This is a genomic window from Streptomyces sp. NPDC058295 (assembly GCF_042880655.1).
Lineage (GTDB): Bacteria > Actinomycetota > Actinomycetes > Streptomycetales > Streptomycetaceae > Streptomyces > Streptomyces coriariae.
In genome coordinates this window covers 18,376-37,187 of the sequence record NZ_JBHVYO010000010.1, presented here as the reverse complement: position 1 = coordinate 37,187, position 18,812 = coordinate 18,376, and the positions used below count along the sequence as shown (strand labels likewise).

The 18,812-nt window shown below is 71.0% G+C and carries 16 protein-coding genes; 6 read left to right on the top strand and 10 right to left on the bottom strand.

Annotated elements, in window-relative coordinates:
• The first annotated feature begins 53 nt into the window (after positions 1-53).
• The gene (locus tag ACFVYS_RS12915; protein ID WP_020129216.1) at positions 54-704 is read left to right on the top strand and encodes a hypothetical protein; all 651 of its coding nucleotides are present in this window, start codon (positions 54-56) and stop codon (positions 702-704) included.
• 20 nt (positions 705-724) lie between these two features.
• Here the strand turns inward: ACFVYS_RS12915 and ACFVYS_RS12910 are convergent, their stop codons facing one another.
• The 3 genes from ACFVYS_RS12910 to ACFVYS_RS12900 form a co-directional block, all read right to left on the bottom strand.
• On the bottom strand, positions 725-1,018 hold the full coding sequence (locus tag ACFVYS_RS12910) for a hypothetical protein (protein ID WP_389501523.1): 294 nt from the start codon (positions 1,016-1,018) through the stop codon (positions 725-727).
• Between the two features lie 96 nt (positions 1,019-1,114).
• A complete protein-coding gene (locus ACFVYS_RS12905; protein ID WP_389501521.1) occupies positions 1,115-2,944 on the bottom strand; it encodes a bifunctional metallophosphatase/5'-nucleotidase in 1,830 nt (609 codons plus the stop codon).
• Between the two features lie 156 nt (positions 2,945-3,100).
• Positions 3,101-4,384: an adenylosuccinate synthase gene (locus ACFVYS_RS12900; RefSeq protein ID WP_389501519.1), complete on the bottom strand. Its 1,284-nt coding sequence runs from the start codon at positions 4,382-4,384 to the stop codon at positions 3,101-3,103.
• A 206-nt stretch (positions 4,385-4,590) separates the two neighbouring features.
• Between ACFVYS_RS12900 and ACFVYS_RS12895 the strand changes: the two genes are divergently transcribed.
• Positions 4,591-5,463: a diacylglycerol kinase gene (locus ACFVYS_RS12895; RefSeq protein ID WP_389501517.1), complete on the top strand. Its 873-nt coding sequence runs from the start codon at positions 4,591-4,593 to the stop codon at positions 5,461-5,463.
• Between the two features lie 12 nt (positions 5,464-5,475).
• On the opposite strand, the gene eutC is transcribed toward ACFVYS_RS12895, so the two are convergent.
• Together eutC and ACFVYS_RS12885 are read right to left on the bottom strand one after the other, a co-directional pair.
• A complete protein-coding gene (gene eutC / locus ACFVYS_RS12890; RefSeq protein ID WP_389501515.1) occupies positions 5,476-6,348 on the bottom strand; it encodes an ethanolamine ammonia-lyase subunit EutC in 873 nt (290 codons plus the stop codon).
• Positions 6,345-7,769: an ethanolamine ammonia-lyase subunit EutB gene (locus tag ACFVYS_RS12885; RefSeq protein ID WP_389501513.1), complete on the bottom strand. Its 1,425-nt coding sequence runs from the start codon at positions 7,767-7,769 to the stop codon at positions 6,345-6,347. Before ACFVYS_RS12885 ends, eutC begins: the two co-directional genes overlap by 4 nt.
• A 150-nt stretch (positions 7,770-7,919) precedes the next feature.
• Here ACFVYS_RS12885 and ACFVYS_RS12880 point away from each other — a divergent pair, with 150 nt between their 5' ends.
• Entirely contained in the window at positions 7,920-9,440 is a 1,521-nt protein-coding gene (locus tag ACFVYS_RS12880; RefSeq protein ID WP_389501511.1) for an APC family permease, read from the top strand.
• Between the two features lie 6 nt (positions 9,441-9,446).
• On the opposite strand, the gene ACFVYS_RS12875 is transcribed toward ACFVYS_RS12880, so the two are convergent.
• Entirely contained in the window at positions 9,447-9,941 is a 495-nt protein-coding gene (locus tag ACFVYS_RS12875) for a GbsR/MarR family transcriptional regulator (protein WP_389501509.1), read from the bottom strand.
• Positions 9,942-10,014: 73 nt separating this feature from the next.
• Here ACFVYS_RS12875 and ACFVYS_RS12870 point away from each other — a divergent pair, with 73 nt between their 5' ends.
• Positions 10,015-10,905: an ATP-binding cassette domain-containing protein gene (locus ACFVYS_RS12870; RefSeq protein WP_389501507.1), complete on the top strand. Its 891-nt coding sequence runs from the start codon at positions 10,015-10,017 to the stop codon at positions 10,903-10,905.
• Entirely contained in the window at positions 10,902-12,470 is a 1,569-nt protein-coding gene (locus ACFVYS_RS12865; protein WP_389501505.1) for an ABC transporter permease, read from the top strand. The genes ACFVYS_RS12870 and ACFVYS_RS12865 overlap by 4 nt, the downstream gene beginning before the upstream one ends.
• Before the next feature lie 180 nt (positions 12,471-12,650).
• Here the strand turns inward: ACFVYS_RS12865 and ACFVYS_RS12860 are convergent, their stop codons facing one another.
• Entirely contained in the window at positions 12,651-14,846 is a 2,196-nt protein-coding gene (locus ACFVYS_RS12860) for a hypothetical protein (protein WP_389501503.1), read from the bottom strand.
• 207 nt (positions 14,847-15,053) lie between these two features.
• Here ACFVYS_RS12860 and ACFVYS_RS12855 point away from each other — a divergent pair, with 207 nt between their 5' ends.
• Complete coding sequence (locus ACFVYS_RS12855) at positions 15,054-15,290, top strand: hypothetical protein (protein WP_389501501.1); 237 nt, start codon at positions 15,054-15,056, stop codon at positions 15,288-15,290.
• Here ACFVYS_RS12855 and ACFVYS_RS12850 read toward each other — a convergent pair.
• From ACFVYS_RS12850 to ACFVYS_RS12840, 3 genes are all read right to left on the bottom strand, one after another.
• On the bottom strand, positions 15,274-16,491 hold the full coding sequence (locus tag ACFVYS_RS12850) for a cytochrome P450 (RefSeq protein WP_389501499.1): 1,218 nt from the start codon (positions 16,489-16,491) through the stop codon (positions 15,274-15,276). The genes ACFVYS_RS12855 and ACFVYS_RS12850 overlap by 17 nt on opposite strands.
• Positions 16,492-16,750: 259 nt before the next feature.
• Complete coding sequence (locus tag ACFVYS_RS12845) at positions 16,751-17,416, bottom strand: response regulator transcription factor (RefSeq protein WP_355702593.1); 666 nt, start codon at positions 17,414-17,416, stop codon at positions 16,751-16,753.
• On the bottom strand, positions 17,413-18,774 hold the full coding sequence (locus ACFVYS_RS12840) for a sensor histidine kinase (protein WP_389501497.1): 1,362 nt from the start codon (positions 18,772-18,774) through the stop codon (positions 17,413-17,415). Before ACFVYS_RS12840 ends, ACFVYS_RS12845 begins: the two co-directional genes overlap by 4 nt.
• Between the last annotated feature and the right edge of the window lie 38 nt (positions 18,775-18,812).

Genomic DNA, 18,812 nt, shown 5'->3' with positions numbered 1-18,812 from the left:
TCGCACCGACTAGTCTTCCCTGACCGGTCAACGTACTGAGTGAGGAGCTCTCTTTGGCCTGTGACCTGTGGCTGGTGCCACTCGTCGACGTGTTGTGCCACACCCCCGACAATCCCTTCGCCGACGAACTCGCCCAGTACAACAAGGTGCTGGCCGAGGCGGGTCTGCCGCCCGTGCCGGTGTACCAGTACATGCCGGGGCTGTCCGGCGAGGTCGCCCCGGTGGCCGGCTTCGACTACGACGCCCTGCACTTCCTGCGCCGCGCCTACCTCCTCCAGGTGTGCGGGCTGCCGGTGACGCCGGTGGACGCGCTGGGCGGCGACTACGAGCAGCTCCTGGAGATGTTCGAGGCGACGGCCCAGCAGTCGCACCTGGTCTGGCACTACGACCACGCGGGCGCCTATGTTCCGGTCGACTTCCCGCAGCCGCTGTCCAACGACGAGCTCCTCGCGGGCGGCGGACCCCTGGGTTCCGCGCAGTCCCTGCTGCGGGAACTGGAGTTCGTGGCCCCGTCGATCGGCATCGATCCGGCCAATCCGCCGTTGGCTCCGCAACCGCCGGCCGGGCCGACGGAGTTGGAGGAGCCCGCCGTTCCGGCGCCGTACGACTCCAGCCCCTTCGCGCGCGAGCGGCACGTCTGGCTCGGGCTGCACGCGGCGGCGACGCGGAGTCTGGCGCAGGGGTCGATGATCGTGTTCAGCTGAGCGGCCGTTCGGGTGGGCGGTCAGCGGCCGAGCTGCGCGAGGCCCTTCTGTACGTCCTCCCCGTTCATCACCGGGGTGTAGGAGATCTCGGCCCCGAGGTTGAGGAAGAACGGCTCGCTGAGCACGGGCATCTGCGCGCTCTCTTCCATGTCGAAGAAGAGGAAGGCGGTGCGCTTGCCGTGGTCGGTGGTGAAGTAGGCGGCCTCGGGCTTGAGCTGCGCCATGGACTCCTCGATCAGCTTGCCGAGGGTTCCGTTCCGGATGGCCTCGTTCGCCTTCTCGGTGTCCATGGACGCCTTCAGCATCATGCGCATCGCAGTCACTTCCTTCTGGTCGACACACATGTCTGTCGATCCCAGGATATTCCTGTATGCGGCATTTCTCCCATGGTGCCGGCCGGGTGACCGACGTCAGAAGACGGCCGTGCCGGCCTGCGTCAGCTTCCAGTTGGCGGCGGCGAAGCCGGCCGGGTCCAGGGTCCCCTCGGACGTGACGTAGTCGATCATCAGCTGACGGATCTCGTCGGTCGAGCTGTAGGCGATGTCGGCGGCGGCTATGTGCGGGTAGCCGCTGCCGCCGTTGGCGCGGTAGTTGTTGACGGCGACCACGAAGACCTGGTCGTCGGCGACGGCGGCGCCGTCGTAGGTGAGGTTCCTGATCCGCGCCCCGTCCGCCTGCGCGATGTCGATGTCGTACGAGACACCCGCCGCCGTGTCGTACATGTAGTCCCAGAAGCTGTTGGCGTTGGTCAGGGTCGCGGTGTCGACCGCCGTGCCCGCCGGCACCTGGTGGTAGTACTTCGCCGCGAACTCCAGGTAGTCCTTGAGCTGGGCGCCGGTGAGCTTCTTGCCGTACAGGGTGTTGTCGTAGATGTAGAGCCCGGCGATGTCGCGGATGGTGACGTCACCGGCCGGGATGTCGGCGGTGCGGCTGAACGGCGCGGCGACGGAGATCAGGGGCAGGGCGGCGTCGGCGGCCGACAGTCCGGCGGCCACCGCCTTCATCTGGACCTCGTGGATGAAGTCCATGATCGGGACGTCCTTCCAGCAGGACTCCGCCGCCGAGAGGTCCTGCGTGCAGGTGCCCACGGCCGTGTTGACGTACTTCACGACCAGGTCGTGGTCGGCCTTGAGGAGCCTGGTGATCTCCGGGTCCTCGTCGGCGGTGCGCGGGTCGAGGGTCTGGGCCTTCTTGCCGGTGACCTTCCAGCGCCCGTGGTGGAGTTCGAGCTCGAAGTCGAAGACGGTCAGCCGGTAGCCCCAGCAGTACGGCTCGGAGAGCAGGACCTCCTCGCCGGTCTCCGCGTTCTTGACAGTGTACGAGGACACCTCGACGTGGGTGTGCCCGACGAGGATCGCGTCGATGCCGGGGACCTGCTCGGCGACGAGGTTGGAGGCGTTCTCGACGTAGGGGAGCGCGTCGCCGTAGGAGGTGGATCCGTCGAGCCCGGAGTGGTCGGTCAGGAAGACGACGTCACAGCCCAGCGCCCGCAGTCTCGGCACGTACTTCTTCGCCTGCTCCACCAGCCCGGGGAAGACCATCCTGCCGCTGACGTTGTCCTTGTCCCACAGGGCGATGCCGGGGTTGGTGAGGCCCAGGATGCCGACCTTGATGTCGGGGGCGCCGGGGACGCGGATCTTCTTGACCGTGTACGGGGCGAAGGCGGGCCTGAGGGTCTTCGCGTCCAGCGCGTTCGCGCCGAGCAGCGGGAAGCGGCACTGCTGCTCGAACCTCCGCAGCACCTCGATGCCGTAGTTGAACTCGTGGTTGCCGAGGGCGGCGGCGTCGTAGCGCATGTGGTTCATGGCGACGGCCATGGGGTGCTTCGGCCCGTTCTTGCCGTCGGTCCCGGTGATCGGGTCGACGCGCGCGAAGTAGTAGGCGAGCGAGGTGCCCTGGATGATGTCGCCGGCGTCGACGAGCAGGACGTGCTCCTCGCCCTTCGCCGCCCGCTGCTGCTCGACGAGCGTGGCGATCCGGGCGACCCCGACCGAGTTGCCCTTGCTGTCCGTGTAGGCGGCGTCGGTGTAGTAGTCCCAGTCGAAGACATGACTGTGCAGGTCGGTGGTGCCCAGGATGGAGAAGGACCAGGTACGGGGCGTCTTCTCGGGCGCGTGACCGGCGTGGCCGGTGGCGGCCTCGGCGGTACCGGAGCCGACCGCACCCAGGGCGGCCACGGCCGCTCCGGTGACGGCCGACTTCTGCACGAACTCACGCCGGTTCATGGGGTTCACGGGCATACGGGGCTCCTGGAACTGGTGAGGAAGGAGGGGCAACTACCCGCGTAGATGCTTGCTTCCGCCAGTTACGGGCGTAACCGCGAACAGGCCATGGGCCGGTCAAGGATGTCCAAGACCGGCCCAAGCCGAGGTACCGCCGTCAGGTCTTTCCCGGGACTACAGGAACGAGTTGATCTCGATCGTCTCGTCCCGGCCCGGGCCCACGCCGATCGCGGAGATCGGGGCGCCGGACATGTCCTCCAGCGCCTTGACGTACGCCTGGGCGTTCTTCGGCAGGTCGGAGAAGGACTTTGCCTTGGTGATGTCCTCGGACCAGCCGGGCAGGGTCTCGTAGATCGGCTTCGCGTGGTGGAAGTCGGTCTGCGAGTACGGGAGTTCCTCGACGCGCTTGCCGTCGATCTCGTACGCCACGCAGACCGGGATCTGCTCCCAGCCGGTCAGGACGTCGAGCTTGGTCAGGAAGAAGTCCGTCAGGCCGTTCACGCGGGTCGCGTAGCGGGCGATGACCGCGTCGAACCAGCCGCAGCGGCGGTCACGACCGGTCGTCACGCCCCGCTCGCCGCCGATGCGGCGCAGCGCCTCGCCGTCCTCGTCGAACAGCTCGGTCGGGAACGGGCCCGAGCCGACGCGGGTCGTGTAGGCCTTCAGGATGCCGATGACCCGGCTGATCTTCGTCGGTCCCACGCCCGAGCCCGTGCAGGCGCCGCCCGCGGTCGGGTTCGACGAGGTGACGAAGGGGTACGTGCCGTGGTCGATGTCCAGGAGCGTGCCCTGACCGCCCTCGAAGAGGACGACCTTGTCCGCCTCGAGCGCCTGGTTGAGGAGCAGGACCGTGTCGGTGACGTACGGAGCGAGCTTCTCCGCGTAGCCGAGCAGTTCCTCGACGACCTGGTCGACCGCGATCGCGCGGCGGTTGTACAGCTTGGTCAGCAGCTGGTTCTTGCCGTCCAGCGCCGCCTCGACCTTCTGGGTGAGGATCGACTCGTCGTACAGGTCCTGGACCCGGATGCCGACCCGGTTGATCTTGTCGGCGTATGTCGGGCCGATACCCCGCCCAGTCGTGCCGATCTTGCGCTTTCCGAGGAAGCGTTCCGTCACCTTGTCGACAGTGACGTTGTACGGGGTGATGATGTGCGCGTTGCCGCTGATCAGCAGCTTCGACGTGTCGACGCCGCGCTCGTTCAGACCGCTCAGCTCGGAGAGCAGGACCGACGGGTCGACAACGACACCGTTACCGATGACCGGCGTACAGCCGGGTGACAGAATTCCCGAAGGGAGCAGGTGGAGTGCGTACTTCTGGTCGCCCACGACGACCGTGTGGCCGGCGTTGTTGCCGCCCTGGTAACGCACTACGTAATCCACCGAGCCACCGAGAAGGTCGGTGGCCTTTCCCTTGCCTTCGTCACCCCACTGAGCACCGAGCAGCACAAGTGCGGGCACGCGCGTACACCCCTTCCGGGTGGGGCATGTCCAAGGCCAGGGGCGTACGCGGTGGCTCTTTCCACCGCGTGCACCACGTGCACCGCGACCGTCGTCGGTCGCCGCTTGTCGGACCCGGATGCCCCGGAATAGACCAAGCCCCTGGCGCAATAGCGCAAGGGGCTCTTGCACAAAGATGCTACCCGAGGAAGCGAGGCAGGACCGAGGTGGCGACTTTCGCGACGTCCGATCAGCTGCTGGTGATCATCGATCCGGTCGCCCGGCGCTGGGACGGGGAGTCCGTACGCATCGCGAAAGACGTGCTCAGCGCGGGTGCGGCGAGTACGAAGGTGTGCCTCCCCGAGGACCAGGAGGAGTTCGCCCGGGTGCTGGCCCGGCGGGGCTCGCGGCGGCCGGTGGTCGTCGGCGACGACCGCGCGCTGATGCGGGCGGTGGCCCTGCTGCACCGGCAGCGGGCCCTGGCCGAAACCGTGCTGTCGATGGTGCCGGTGGGTGCGGGCCTGGGCGTCTCGCACGCCCTGGGGGTGCCCACGGGTGCGGTGGCGGCGGCCCGGGCCGTCCTGGACGGCGCCGAGCGGCGTCTGGACGTACTCGTGGACGACAGCGACGGGGTGGTGCTGGGCGCGCTGCGGATCCCGCCGGTGCCGCTCGCCGCGCAGGCGGAGCCGGCCGCGGCGGAGGCCGGGCTCGCGCAGGGCGGCGGCCACCCCTGGCTGCGGACCTACCAGTCGCTCTTCCGGACCCTGGTGCCGTCGCGGCCGTCCCGGCTCTCCGCCGCCCCGGCCACCCCCGGCCCGGCCCGGCTGCGGATCGAGGTCGACGGGGTGACCCTGGTCGACCTCGACCAGCCGGTGGAGGCGGTGTCGGTGACCCCGGGACCCTCCGGCACGGCGTTCGTGCGGGTACGGCCGCTGTCCCTGGGCGCGGTGGCGGCCCCCCTGGAGGCCCGGGGGCGGACGGTGACCGTCTCGGGCGCGGACTTCCGCTACCGGGCGGACGCGGCGGTCGCGGGGCCGGTACGCGTGCGCACCTGGACGGTGCGCGAGGGCGCGCTGGGGCTGATGCTGCCGGGGCGGTGAGTCGGCCGCCGCTCAGGGCAGTCGCTCGACCACGGCCTCGTCGCCGTACTCGTCCTTCAGCCCCACCCCCGAGGCCCCCAGCTCCCGCGCCCTCCCCAGCAGCGCGACCAGCTTCGCCGCCGCCGTTTCGTAGGCGAGGCCCAGCGGCGGGCGGATGTTGGACAGGCAGTTGCGGTCGGCGTCCGTGGTGACGCCCGGCCGGGGCCGGTGGGTCAGGTACGCGCCCAGGGAGTCCGCCGCCGACATGCCGGGGCGTTCGCCGACGAGGAGCACCACGGCCGTGGCGCCCATGGCGTGCGCGACCTCGTCGCCGAGGGCCACCCGGGCCTGTTCGGCGAGGACGACGGGCGCCACCCGGGTGCCGGCCGGCAGCAGCGCGGTCGTCGCCCGGACCATCGCCGCCGCGTGCTCGTGCACCGCCCGGCTGGAGAGCCCGTCGGCGACCACGAAGACGACGTCCCACTCGCCCGTGGGCAGATGGGCCCGGTCGACGGGGTTGAGGCGGCGGCCCAGGTCGGGGCGCTGGAGGTAGGTGAGGCGGTCGGTGGCGGCGCTGCGCACCCGGACCACCGGAGTGCCGGTCAGCCGCGCCGCCACCGCGCCCGGGTCGAACGGCGAGTGCACCGCGTCCCGGGCGGCGGCATGCGCCGCCTGGAGCTCCAGGCGGTGCCGGGTGGGCAGGGCGGAACCGGCCCGGCCAAGACCGATCCGGGCCTGGGTGCGCAGACGCAGGGACGTCCACAACTCGCCCTGACCGTCGGTGACTTGATTGTCGGCGACCTGGCTGTCGATGGCCTGACTGCCGGTGGCTTGATCGTCGGTGACCTGATCGTCGGTGACCTGGCTGATGGTGACCTGATCGTCGGTGACCTGGCTGATGGTCATGCGGCGAGTTCCCGTCCGTCGGCGCGTCCGGTGCTCCCGGTGGTGGCGATCTCCGTCAGCGGGTGGGCCGTTCCGGACAGCTCGCGGATGCCGCCGCGCGGGTCCAGCAGCCCGATCGAATCCAGCCATGCCTCGAACTCCGGTGCCGGGCGCAGCCCCAGCACCTCCCGCAGGTACAGCGCGTCGTGGTACGAGGCCGACTGGTAGTTGAGCATGATGTCGTCGCCGCCCGGGGTGCAGATCACGAAGGAGGCCCCGGCCACGCCGAGCATCGTCAGCATCGTGGCGATGTCGTCGTCATCGGCGTCGGCGTGGTTCGTGTAGCAGATGTCCAGGCCCATGGGCAGGCCGAGCAGCTTGCCGCAGAAGTGGTCCTCCAGGGCGGCGCGCAGGATCTGCCGCCCGTCGTAGAGGTACTCCGGGCCGATGAAGCCGACGACCGTGTTCACCAGCAGCGGGTCGTAGCGGCGGGCGACCGCGTACGCCCGTGCCTCGACCGTCTGCTGGTCGACCCCGTGGTGCGCGCCGGCGGAGAGGGCGCTGCCCTGCCCGGTCTCGAAGTACATGACGTTGCGGCCGACCGTCCCCCGCTCCAGGGCCAGCGCCGCCTCGTACGCCTCGTCGAGGAGGCCGAGGGTGACCCCGAAGGAGGCGTTCGCGGCCTGGGTGCCGGCGATGGACTGGAAGACGAGGTCGACGGGGGCGCCCCGCTCCATCAGGTCCACGCTGGTGGTGACGTGGCACAGCACGCAGGACTGGGTGGGGATCGCGTACCGGCCGATCACCCCGTCCAGCAGCTCCAGCAGGTCCCGTACGGCCTTCGGGCTGTCGGTGGCCGGGTTGACGCCGATCACCGCGTCGCCGGAGCCCAGCAGCAGACCGTCGAGGAGGGCGGCCGCGACACCCGCCGGGTCGTCGGTCGGGTGGTTGGGCTGGAGCCGGGTGGCCAGCCGGCCCGGCAGCCCGATGGTCGAGCGGAACGCGGTCACCACCCGTACCTTGCGGGCCACCGCCACCAGATCCGCGTTCCCCATGAGCTTGGAGACGGCGGCCGCCGTCTCCGGGGTGAGCCCGGGGGCGAGTGCGGCCAGCGTCACCGCGTCCGCGGCCTCCGACAGCAGCCACTCCCGCAGCTCCCCGACCGTCATCGACGCCACCGGCGCGAAGGCGGCCGGGTCGTGGGTGTCGAGGATGAGCCGGGTGACGTCGTCGTCCTCGTAGGGGATCAGGGGCCGGGTCAGGAAGTCGGTCAGCGGCACCTCCGCCAGCGCCCAGCGCGCCGCGACCCGCTGCCGGGCGTCCTGTGCCGCGAGACCGGCCAGGCGGTCGCCGGAGCGTTCGGGGCTCGCGGCGGCGAGCAGCCGGGCGAGCGAGTCGAAGCGGTACCGCTCGCCGCCGAGGGTGCAGGTGTAGGCGCTCATGGCGGCGACCGTACGAGGCGCGTGTTGCGACCAGATTTCTAAAGGTCTGGTTGACAAGCATTTAACCTCTCGACACCCTTGACCGACTCATTCGGGCTACAGAGTTCCGGTCCAGCACACCAGCGGACGACCAGGAGAGGGGCCACCCCGATGGCAGTGGACGAGGGCGTCGCCTCAGCGGCGGGCACAGCGGCGAAGTCAGGCGAGGAAGGCACCGTTCACCGGCTCAAGCCCAACGCCATCGGCCTGCTCGGGGTGGTCTTCATGGCCGTCGCGACGGCCGCGCCGATCACCGCGATGACCGGCAACGTGCCCTTCATGGTGTCGTCCGGCAACGGCATCGGGGCCCCGGCGAGCTACCTCGTCGCAATGGTCGTCCTGGCAATCTTTTCGGTCGGCTTCACCTCGATGGCGAAGCACATCACCTCGACGGGCGCCTTCTACGGCTTCATCTCCTACGGCCTCGGCCGCTCGGTCGGCCTCGCCTCGGGGCTGCTCGCGACCTTCGCGTACGTCGTGTTCGAGCCGGCCCTGATCGGCATCTTCTCGACCTTCGCCACCACCACGCTCCACGACCAGACGGGCCTCGACATCCCCTGGTGGGCGTTCGCGGTGCTGATGCTCGCCGTCAACGCGACGGGCACCTGGTTCGGCGTCTCCGTCGCGGAGAAACTGCTCGTCGTCCTGCTCGCCACCGAGGTGACGGTCCTCGCCGCGATGGCGATCTCGGTCGCCTTCCACGGCGGCGGCCCGGACGGCTTCAGCATCGATCCGGTCAACCCGGTCAACGCCTTCAAGGGGACCAGCGCGGGCCTCGGACTCTTCTTCGCCTTCTGGTCCTGGGTCGGCTTCGAGTCGACGGCGATGTACGGCGAGGAGTCGCGCAACCCGAAGAAGATCATCCCCAAGGCCACGATGATCTCGGTGCTGGGCGTCGGCGTCTTCTATGTGTTCGTCTCCTGGATGGCCATCACGGGCACCGGCCAGTCGGACGCCGTGCAGGTCGCCACCGACAACCCGCTGGGCCTGTTCTTCAACCCCACCGAGCGGTACGTCGGCCACTGGGCCGTCGACGTCATGCAGTGGCTGATGATCACCGGTTCGCTGGCCTGCGGCATGGCCTTCCACAACTGCGCCGCCCGCTACATGTACGCCCTGGGCCGCGAGGGCGTGCTGCCCTCCCTGAAGAACACCGTCGGCCGCACCCACGCCCGGCACGGCTCCCCGCACATCGCGGGCCTGGTCCAGACCGTCGTCTCGGCCGTCCTGATCGGCGCGTTCTGGGCGGCGGGCAAGGACCCGTACACCGGCACGTACGTGCTGCTCGCGATCCTCGGCACGATGGCGATCCTGGTGGTGCAGGCGGTGTGCTCGTTCGCCGTGCTGGTCTACTTCCGCTCCCACCACCCCGAGAGCCGGCACTGGTTCAGGACGTTCACCGCCCCGCTCGTCGGCGGCGTCGCGATGCTCGCCGTGGTCACGCTGCTGGTGTCCAACATGGCGGTCGCGGCGGGGCCGGAGTCGGGTTCACTGGTGCTGAAGGCGACGCCGTGGCTGGTCGCGCTGATCGCGGTGGCCGGCGTGGGCTACGCCCAGTACCTCAAGCGGCGGGACCCGTCCCGCTACCTGCTGCTGGGACGGACGGTGCTGGAGGAGACGAAGGAGCGCTGACCCCGGTCACCTTCCGAAGGTCTGCTCGCGGTACACCCGCCACCGCTCCATCATCTCGGCGACGTCCCGCTCGACGAACTCGAAGAACGCGAGCGTCTCGGCCAGCCGACGCCCTGCCGGGGTGTCGGCTCCGAGGCTGTCCACGCCTTCCCGCAGCGCGTCCTCCCACCGCTTGATGATCGCCTCACGGTTGGTGAGCGCCTCGAACCACTGGTCGCTGTGCACGCGGTAGCGCTCCCGCCGGGACCCCGGCTCCCGCTCGCGCGAGACCAGCCGGACCTGGGCCAGATAGCGCACGGCACCGGAGACGGCGGCGGGGCTGATGCGCAGCCGCTCCCCCAGCTCGGCCGAGGTCAGCACTCCGGTGTCGGAGGCGAGCAGCGCGGAGAAGACCCGGGCGGGCATGCGCGGCATGCCCGCCTCGACGAGCTGCGCCGCGAAGTGCTCGACGAACCGGGACACGGCCTCCGCGTCCCGGCCCTCACCGGTTGCCTCGTTCATGCCCCCACCCTAACCGAGTTTCACACTATTCCTTAACTTCACAAAGTTCTGAAAGAAGCGTACGTTCTGAAGCATGACGAAGGCCATCTCGGTGTCCGGACTGCACAAGTCCTTCGGCCGCGCTCACGCCCTGGACGGCCTCGACCTGGAGGTCGAGTCCGGTGAGGTGCACGGCTTCCTCGGCCCCAACGGCGCCGGCAAGTCCACCACCCTCCGCGTCCTGCTCGGCCTGCTGCGCGCCGACTCCGGCGCCGCGCAGGTCCTCGGCCGCGACCCGTGGACCGAGGCGGTCGAGGCACACCGCCGCATCGCGTACGTCCCGGGCGACGTGACCCTGTGGCGCAACCTCTCCGGCGGCGAGGTCATCGACCTGTACGGCAGACTGCGCGGCGGCCTGGACGCGGCCCGCCGGGCCGACCTGACCGACCGCTTCGAACTGGACCCCACCAAGAAGGGCCGTACGTACTCCAAGGGCAACCGCCAGAAGGTCGCCCTGGTGGCCGCATTCGCCTCCGACGTCGACCTGCTGATCCTGGACGAGCCGACCTCGGGCCTGGACCCCCTGATGGAGGAGGTCTTCCAGCGCTGCGTGCGGGAGGAACGGGACCGCGGCCGGACGGTCCTGCTGTCGTCCCACATCCTCAGCGAGGTCGAGGAGCTGTGCGACCGCGTCAGCATCATCCGCCAGGGCCGCACGGTGGAGACGGGCTCACTGACCGACCTGCGTCACCTGACGAGGACGAGCGTGACCGCCGAACTCGCCCACTCACCCGACGGATTGGCCCAGCTGCCGGGCGTGCACGACCTCGACGTACAGGGAAACCACGTGACGCTGCACGTCGACACCGACAAACTCGACGCGGTGCTGCGGTCGTTGGCGGACTCGGGCGTACGGTCGCTGAGGTCCACGCCACCGACGCTGGAAGAGCTGTTCCTGCGGCACTACCAGGAGACGCCGGCATGACCACGCTGGCGGGCACCGGCCCGCTCCTGCGCTTCGCGCTGCGCCGCGACCGGGTACTGATCCCCGTCTGGGTCGCCGTGAACACCCTGATGGTCCTCTCCATGCCGAACACGATCGATGGCCTCTACGGCACCCCGGCCGACCGGGCCGACCTGCTGCGGCAGCTGGAGACCAACGCCTCCCTGCGGGCCCTGGTCGGCCCGGTCTTCGACGACTCGCTCGGCGCGCTGACGGCCTGGCGGGTGGGCGTGTACGCGGGCGCGCTCGCCGCCGTGACGAGCCTGCTGATCGTCGTACGGCACACCCGTGACGAGGAGGAGAGCGGCCGTCAGGAACTCCTCGCGTCCGGCATGGTCGGCCGCCGCGCCTCCCTGACGGCGGCCCTGCTCGCGGCGGGCGTCGCCAACGCCGTACTGGCCCTGCTGGTGACGGCGGGCCTGGCCGGCCAGGGAGCGGCGGGCGCGGTCGCGTTCGGTCTCGGGCTCGCCGGGGTGGGCATGGTGTTCGCCACGGCGGCGGCGGTCCTCGCGCAGCTCACCGAGAGCGCGCGGCTGGCCCGGGGACTGACGGCGGCGGTGCTGGGCGCTGCCTTCGTGCTGCGCGCGGCGGGCGACTCGTCGAAGGGCGACGGCTCGTCCGCGCTGACCTGGCTGTCACCGCTGGGCTGGCTGGAGAACCTGCGGGCGTTCGCGGACGAACGGTGGTGGGTGCTGCCCCTGTTCGCGGCGGCGATCGTCGCGCAGGGCGCGCTGGCGTACGGGCTGGCCGGCCGCCGGGACGTGGGCATGAGCTTCCTGCCCACTCGACCGGGCCCCCCGACAGGACGTCTGGGTACGGCCTCCGCACTGGCCTGGCGGCTGCAACGGGGCGCTGTGCTGGGCTGGAGCGCCGGCTTCTTCCTCGCCGGGGTGGTGTACGGCGGACTCACCGAGGGCGCGGCCGACCTGGTCGCCGACAACGACAAGGCCCGCGAGATCTTCGAGCGGATGGGCGGCCGGTCGGACCTGACGGACGCGTTCCTCGCCTCGATGATCGGCCTGCTCGGCCTGATCGCGGCCCTGTACATCGTGTCGTCCGTCCTGCGGCTGCACGGCGAGGAGACGTCGGGCCGCGCGGAACCGGTCCTGGCGAACGCGGTGGGCCGACTGCGCTGGGCGGCCGGCCACCTCCTGACCGCCTTCGGAGGCGCCACCCTGATCATGCTCCTGGCCGGGCTGGGCTTCGCGGCGGGCTACGGCAAGGAGATCCTGCCGATCATGGGCGCCTGTCTGGTGCAGCTCCCGGCGATCTGGCTGGTCGGCGGCCTGGCCGTCCTGCTGTACGGCACGGCCCCGCGGCTGGCGCCGGCCGCGTGGGGTGTGGCGGGCGCGATCCTGCTCATCGGCTGGATCGGCCCGGCCCTGGACGCCCCGCAGACCGTCCTGGACCTGTCGCCCTACGGTCACCTGCCGAAGCTGCCGGGCGGCGGCATGGAGTGGGGGCCGGTGCTGGTGCTCTCCGGCGCCGCGGCGGCGCTGGTGGCCGCGGGGCTGGCGGCGCTGCGACGGCGGGACATGACGACCTGACGATCCGAGGCGTCGGCGGGCCGCGTGCGGCTCGGCGCACACGACCACACGAAAACCGGGAGGCGCCGCGTGGGCGCCTCCCGGTCGAAGTCGGCGGCGAGGAAAGCGAAGGAACTTGTTTCATTGGAGGAGTTGAGAAGGAAGCCCCTTCATGGCCTCGCCGTGGGCAAACGCTAGCAGTCAGCCCGGGATCAGGTCGCGCAGATTTTCGAGGGTGATGACCCGGGAGTCCGGGTGCAGCCCCTCGGGACGTTCGAGACCGATGTACGTCACGGGCCCGTCCGGGACCGGCCCGCCGTCCCACGGTTCCACATCCGTGGTGTCGCCGGACATCAGGTCGACCAGGTACGACACCGTCAGCTGCTCGCGCTCCACGAGGGCGCGCACCACCTTGGACACCGACACCTGGTTCTCCTCGACCCGGTTGGCCGACGAGATGCCCTTCAGATACAGGTGCAGCCACTTCGCGCGCCACCGGCCGTCGTCCGCGCGCCGGAACACCAGCGGCAGCGCCACCCGCCCCGTTCCGCGCAGCTCGGACTTCATCCGCACCGTGCGCGGCTCGAACGGCCGCCCCTTCTGCTCACCGTCGCGCAGCATGAAACCGAAGAACGACTCCTCGACCTCCTCGAAGCCCTCCCCGGCGAAGATGTTGACCTGCGGGACGATGAACGAGGCGCGTACCAGGTCCAGGGACAGGTCGATGAACTCCGAGGCCCCGTCGGGCGCCTCGGTGACATCGCCCGAGTGCACGCCCCCGACCGCCGTGAGAGAGGTGTAGGAGAGCCACGAGCCGGTGCTGTAGTCGGCGTGCAGGAGCAGCGCCGAGAGGTCGAAGTCGGTCCGGTCCTCGGTCTCCTTCCAGTACACGAAGAAACGCAGCCGCTCGCCGTCGACCGTGGAGACGGAACCCCGGGGCAGCACGCCGAGCCCGGCCGCGGTCGCCCTGCCGCTGAGCGGGAGAGCCACGTCGAGGACGTCCGGGTCGACGAGCAGCCGCCCCGGCGCCGGGAGCCGGCGGCGCAGCTCGGCGTCGAGCGCGGCGATCAGACGATCGCGGTCGGCGGCCGGGACGGACGGCCGGTGGTCGGGGGTCACCCACGCGCGGCCCCGGCGGTTGACGAAGATGCGGGGTTCGTCGGTCTCCCGCTCCCGGTTGTGGAAGTGCTCGCGGACCGAGAGCACGACCCGGCCCGAGACCTCGGGAGCGACCCGCACGGCGGCGGCCACCACCGCGTCCCGCTGCTCCTGGTCGGCGGCGATCCGCAGCAGGAGGTCCAGGGTGCGGAACAGCTTGCCGGGAGCGGACTCCAGCAGCCGCACCGCACCGAGGACGTCGAACTCGTCGAGCAGCTTCTCGGCACGGCTGTCGAAGGACCGCGCCTCCTTCTCGCCCCGCGCCACGGCGAACACGTCGGCGGCGTGCGGCCAGCGCGGGTACTCGTGCGGGTGGAGACGCTCACCGAGCCGCTTGAACGGCTCGCGGTACGCGTGCACATCGGCCAGCTTGGCGGGATTCGCCGCGATTACGGCGTCGAGGCCCGCGAGCAGCGCACGCCGGACCGGCCTCGGCAGCGCCCGGAACCGGGTCGGCTCCCGCAGCGTCACGTCGCCGCCCGACAGCGCGCAGGCCAGCCGCAGCACATCGACGACGGTGTCGAGGAGCAGGTCCGCGCCGACGGCGAGACGGGCCTCGTTGACGACCGTCCGGTTCTCCCGGACCGGGATCGACTCCGGCTGGGGGCCGAGCGCGCACCGCTCGGCGACGGCCTTGAGGTCCCGCAGATGCTCCTCGCCCAGCGGCGTCGTGCTGCCCGCCCATGCCAGGTACAGGTCGGTGAGCTCGTCGTCCAGGTCCCGCCCGAGGTGCAGCACGGTCACCCGGTCGCCCGCCGAGGCGATCAGCTCGTCCTGCGCCGCGAGCAGCTCCTCGTAGGTGTGCTGGTAGCGGCCGTACGTGGGGAGGCTGAGCAGGTCCAGCACCCCGTGCGCCAGCTGCGTCAGCACCTTCTCGCGCGGCTTCTCGTCGCCGAGCGCCTTCGTCACGCACCGCATCCAGAACTCTTCGGTGTCCGGCACGTGCGCCGGAAAGTCGATGAAGTACACGTTGTGCCGGACGTGGTCGCCCACCATCTCGCTCACGGTGCGCAGCGTCCGCCGGGCGGTGTGCACGACCGCGGCCTCCGACAGCCCCGACAGCCGATCCAGCAGCTCCGCCGAGAGCTTGAAACCCACGGACGCCAGCGCCGCGTCGAACTGCCGCGCGGCGGTGGCCCCTTGCCCGGCGGAGCCCCCGGTGGAGCCCTCGGTGGAGCCCTTCGGGCAGGGAAGTCGGTGGGTGTGCCGGATGACCAGCGATTCGAGACGGTGCGCCATTCGGGGATGATCGCAGAGGCGTTCGAGCGGACGCACCGGAGTTTCCGTGCGCCGCCCGGGCCAGGGGCGGCCGGCCCCGACTCGTGAGTGGCCGTGCCCGGCCGGGTGGGCCGCCCGGCCCCCCGGTCGTCCGGCCCCCCCGGTCGTCCGGGCACGACCCCGGCCGGGTGGGGAACCCGGGGCGGCCGACGTGCGTCCGTCCCGGGCATGGGACAACGTACGCAGGCCGCCGGCGGCTGCCTCGCCATGGCGCTCGGTTGGGGCGCGGGACTCACGGTGTGGTCCGTCGACGTCCGCGCCCGCCTCTGGCGCTTCGAACAGGCACCCGACTGGAGCGTCCTCTACGCGGAACTGCCGCTGGCCCTGCTGGGCGGGACGGCCGCGGGCCTGGCCCTGTGGGCAGTGTTCGCCCGCGTCGCAGGCCGTGTCAGAGGGTCACGCTGAGCCCCTCAAGACCCCGGATCACGAAGGCCGGCTTGCGCCGGGGCTCCGCCGCCAGGGCCAGGGTGGGGGCCCGTTCCAACAGGGCCGTCATCGAGGCGGCGAGCTCGATACGGGCCAGCGGGGCGCCGATGCAGTAGTGGATACCCGCGCTGAAGGAGATGTGCGGGTTGTCGGCCCGGCTGAGATCGAGCCGCTCCGGGTCGGCGAAGACGGCCGGATCGTGGTTCGCCGAACCGAAGAGCATGGCGATCTCGGCCCCCCGGGGCACGGTGGTCCCGTCGATCTCGATGTCGTCGAGCACCCACCGCTCGAAGAGCTGGAGCGGGGTGTCGTACCGCATCAGCTCCTCGACGGCCGTGGGGACGAGCGAGTGGTCGGCGCGCAGCGCGGCCAACTGCTCCGGGTTCCTGAAGAGCGCCCACCACCCGTTGACGGTGGCGTTCACCGTCGCCTCGTGCCCCGCGTTCAGCAGCAGCACGGCGGTCGAGATCATCTCCTGCTCGGTGAGCCGGTCGCCCTCGTCGTGCGCGGCGATGAGACCGGAGATGAGATCGTCGCCGGGCTCCTTGCGCCGCGCGGCGATGAGCTCCAGCAGATACTCGGAGAACTCGACGGAGGCCCGCACCGCCCGCGCCGCGGTCTCCTTCGACGGGCTGAGCTCGTACATCCCGCAGATGTCCGCCGACCACGGCCGCAGCGGCCCCCGGTCCGACTCCGGGATGCCGAGCATCTCCGCGATCACGGCGACGGGCAGCGGCTCGGCGACATCGCTCAGCAGATCGCCCCCGCCCGCCTCCACCAGCCGGTCCACCAGCTCCCCGGCCAGCCGCCGCACATACGGCTGCAGCCGCTCCACCGTGCGCGGGGTGAACGCCTTCGACACCAGCCGCCGGATCCGGGTGTGGTCGGGCGGCTCCAGGTCGAGCATCCCGTGATCGTTGAGCGTGTGGAACGGCTCCTGCTCGGCCGGGGGCGCCGTCCGCCCGAAGTCCTCGTGCGTGAACCGGTGCTGATACGTCCGCCCGAGCCGCCGCTCCCGCAGCAGCGCCGACACATCCGCGTGCCGTGGCACCAGCCACTGGTCGGTCGGCTCGTAGTAGATCACCCGCCCCCGCTCCCGAAGCTCGGCATAGGCCGGGTAGGGGTCCGACACGAACGCGGGATCCCAGGGATCGAAGGAGAGAGCGTCAACTGCTGCCATGAACGGACGCTAGCCGGTGAACGGGCTGCTGACCAGGGGGGTCTTCGCCGTGCGCCCCCCTTCGCCGCCGTCCCCGCGAGGTGCGGCCCACTCACCTTCTGTCAACGGGCGCGTGGCTGGATCACCGTCGGGCCGCCCCGGTGGGGTGTGGGGACATGGCGTGCGGCCGGTTCGGGCAGCGCGTCGACACAGGCCTCCCCGACCTCGGTCATGCCGACAAGCTGCCGAAGCAATGGCGGTCGGCGATCCGGTGTGCGTCCTAGCCCGGGGTCACCAGCCGGGCCTCGTAGGCGAAGACCGCCGCCTGGGTGCGGTCTCTCAGGCCCAGCTTGACCAGGATCCTGCTCACGTGGGTCTTGATGGTCGACTCCGCGACCACCAGCCGGCCGGCTATCTCCAGGTTGGACAGGCCCTGGGCGATGAGGACCAGCACCTCCGTCTCCCGTTCGGTGAGGTCGCCGTACGCCGCCTGCGCGGTCGCCGACAGGCGCGGGGTGTCGGACAGCTTGGAGAACTCCGTGATCAGGCGCCGGGTGACGGAGGGGGCGAGGAGCGCCTCGCCGGCCGCCACCACCCTTACGCCGTCGGCCAGTTGGCGGGCCGACGCGTCCTTCAGCAGGAAGCCCGAGGCGCCCGCGCGCAGCGCCTGGTAGACGTACTCGTCCAGGTCGAAGGTCGTCAGTACCAGGACCTTCGCCGAGCCGTCCGCCGCCACGATCTCCCGCGTCGCCTCGATGCCGTTCAGCTCCGGCATGCGGATGTCCATCAGGACCACGTCGGGCGCGAGTTCGCGGACGCGGTCGACCGCCTCCCGGCCGTTGACCGCCTCGCCCACGACCTCGATGTCCGGCATCGCGTTCAGCAGGACCGAGAAGCCCTCGCGCACCATCATCTGGTCGTCGGCGATCAGTACGCGGATCGTCATGCGGCACTCTCACTCACGGCGGGCACCGGCAGGAACACCGTCACCTCGTAGCCGCCCGTCGGGGTCGGCTCCGCCGTCATCTCGCCGTTCAGCATGCCGACTCTCTCCCGCATTCCGGTGATGCCGTGGCCGGCCCCGGGTGAGGGCTTGACCAGGGACGGGTTCGGCGGTGCGCCGTTGACTATCCGCAGCCCCAGCCCGCCCAGCACATAACCGATCTCCACGCGGGCGCCCGCCCCGGGGGCATGGCGCAGGGTGTTGCTCAGCGCCTCCTGGACTATCCGGTACGCCGACAGCTCCACGCCCTGGGGCAGCTCGCGCACCGCGCCGGTGACCGTCTTCTCCACCTCCAGGCCTGTCTCCCGCACGTTGGCGAGCAGCCCGTCCAGTTCGGCGAGCGTCGGCTGCGGGGCGTCGGGGACCTCATAGTCCTCGGCGCGGACCACGCCCAGGACCCGGCGCAGCTCCGTGAGAGCCGCCACCGCGTTCTCCCGGATGGTGGCGAACGCCTTCTCCAGTTCCTCCGGCGGGTTCTCCACCCGGTAGGGGGCGGCCTCGGCCTGGATGGCCACCACCGACATGTGGTGGGCGACCACGTCGTGCAGCTCGCGGGCGATCGTGGTGCGCTCCTCCAGCAGGGTGCGCCGGGAGCGTTCGTGCGCGGTCACCGTCTGCTGGGCCGTGACCTTCTCCTCGGCCTGCCGGCGGATGTGCCAGACGGTGACGGCGAGCAGGAGGATCGCCGAGAAGACCAGCATGGGGGCGGTGTTCGTGTAGTAGTGGCCCCCGCCGAAGATCGACTCGGCGACGAAGCCGTAGGCCGCCGTCAGCAACCACATCCATGCCGCCGTGCGCGGGCGGGTGCGTATCGCCACGACCGTCAGCACGATCAGGTGGGCGGTGAAGCTGCCCGGCAGCCAGGGCCAGTCGTTGTACGTGGTGCCGATGATCGCGACGACGGTGGCCCCCGCGAGCGACAGCCAGAACGCGCCGACCGGCCGCACCAGCGTCAGCAGCACCGGGGCCAGGGCGAGCAGGCCGATCGGGAGACCCAGGCTGCTGCCCTGGGCGTCCACCCAGGCGATCAGCATCGCCAGGGCGCCGGCCGCCCCGACCAGCGCCTGCCGGGACCAGGTCGCGTACTCCCGCCTGCGGCCCCTGAGGCGGCCCAGGACACGGCCGGCGGGCTCTTTGCGCGCCAGCGGGCGGTAGGCGAAGGCGTCGAGGAAGAGGTCCTCCCGCAGGCCGCGCAGGGCGCCCACGGCCGCCCGGAACTCCGGACTGCGCGGCCGGTAAGCCTCGTAGGAGTCGTCCGGGTCGTCCGGGCGCATGGTGTGCGTCTGCGTCGTCTCTGTCACGTTGAGAACGGTAGGCGGAGGCGGGGGTCCCGGTCGTC

What these genes read in the sequence shown, in the direction of transcription:
- ACFVYS_RS12910 (WP_389501523.1), bottom strand. Translation starts at nt 1,018, where the DNA reads ATGCGCATGATGCTGAAGGCGTCCATGGACACCGAGAAGGCGAACGAG.
- ACFVYS_RS12905 (WP_389501521.1), bottom strand. Translation starts at nt 2,944, where the DNA reads ATGCCCGTGAACCCCATGAACCGGCGTGAGTTCGTGCAGAAGTCGGCC.
- eutC (WP_389501515.1), bottom strand. Translation starts at nt 6,348, where the DNA reads ATGACCATCAGCCAGGTCACCGACGATCAGGTCACCATCAGCCAGGTC.
- ACFVYS_RS12885 (WP_389501513.1), bottom strand. Translation starts at nt 7,769, where the DNA reads ATGAGCGCCTACACCTGCACCCTCGGCGGCGAGCGGTACCGCTTCGAC.
- ACFVYS_RS12880 (WP_389501511.1), top strand. Translation starts at nt 7,920, where the DNA reads ATGGCAGTGGACGAGGGCGTCGCCTCAGCGGCGGGCACAGCGGCGAAG.
- ACFVYS_RS12875 (WP_389501509.1), bottom strand. Translation starts at nt 9,941, where the DNA reads ATGAACGAGGCAACCGGTGAGGGCCGGGACGCGGAGGCCGTGTCCCGG.
- ACFVYS_RS12870 (WP_389501507.1), top strand. Translation starts at nt 10,015, where the DNA reads ATGACGAAGGCCATCTCGGTGTCCGGACTGCACAAGTCCTTCGGCCGC.
- ACFVYS_RS12865 (WP_389501505.1), top strand. Translation starts at nt 10,902, where the DNA reads ATGACCACGCTGGCGGGCACCGGCCCGCTCCTGCGCTTCGCGCTGCGC.
- ACFVYS_RS12860 (WP_389501503.1), bottom strand. Translation starts at nt 14,846, where the DNA reads ATGGCGCACCGTCTCGAATCGCTGGTCATCCGGCACACCCACCGACTT.
- ACFVYS_RS12855 (WP_389501501.1), top strand. Translation starts at nt 15,054, where the DNA reads ATGGGACAACGTACGCAGGCCGCCGGCGGCTGCCTCGCCATGGCGCTC.
- ACFVYS_RS12850 (WP_389501499.1), bottom strand. Translation starts at nt 16,491, where the DNA reads ATGGCAGCAGTTGACGCTCTCTCCTTCGATCCCTGGGATCCCGCGTTC.
- ACFVYS_RS12845 (WP_355702593.1), bottom strand. Translation starts at nt 17,416, where the DNA reads ATGACGATCCGCGTACTGATCGCCGACGACCAGATGATGGTGCGCGAG.